The sequence below is a fragment of the Neisseria sp. HMSC064E01 genome (genome assembly GCF_001808875.1).
GTDB classification, from domain to species: domain Bacteria; phylum Pseudomonadota; class Gammaproteobacteria; order Burkholderiales; family Neisseriaceae; genus Neisseria; species Neisseria sicca_A.
This window is the reverse complement of sequence record NZ_KV794970.1, coordinates 1-265: the sequence shown is the minus strand read 5'-3', so window position 1 is coordinate 265 and position 265 is coordinate 1. Positions and strand designations below refer to the sequence as shown.

At 63.4% G+C, this 265-nt stretch carries 1 pseudogene; it reads left to right on the top strand.

The features are described 5' to 3' along the window. Nucleotides 1-265 (top strand): annotated as a pseudogene (locus tag HMPREF2572_RS11415) (hypothetical protein); the annotation flags it as partial.

The window sequence follows — 265 nt, the reverse complement described above, 5'->3', positions numbered from 1 at the left end:
GCAGCGTGCGCCAAAGTCCGCCGCCGCCTTATCTGATCGAGACGCCGCTGGTCGCGCCCACGCATTTTCCGGCGGGCGCGGGGTATGCGTTTGATTTGGTGCTGTTCGGCAGGGCGCGGCACAGCCTGCCTTTGATTGCCGCAGTATTTGCCCAGGCTTTTGCCAAAGGGTTGGGGGCAAACAATGCGGGCAAGGGCGAATTGAGCGGCATTGCGGTACAGCAGGCGGACGGCAGTTTCCTGACGATTAGCGAACGCGGCAGCCC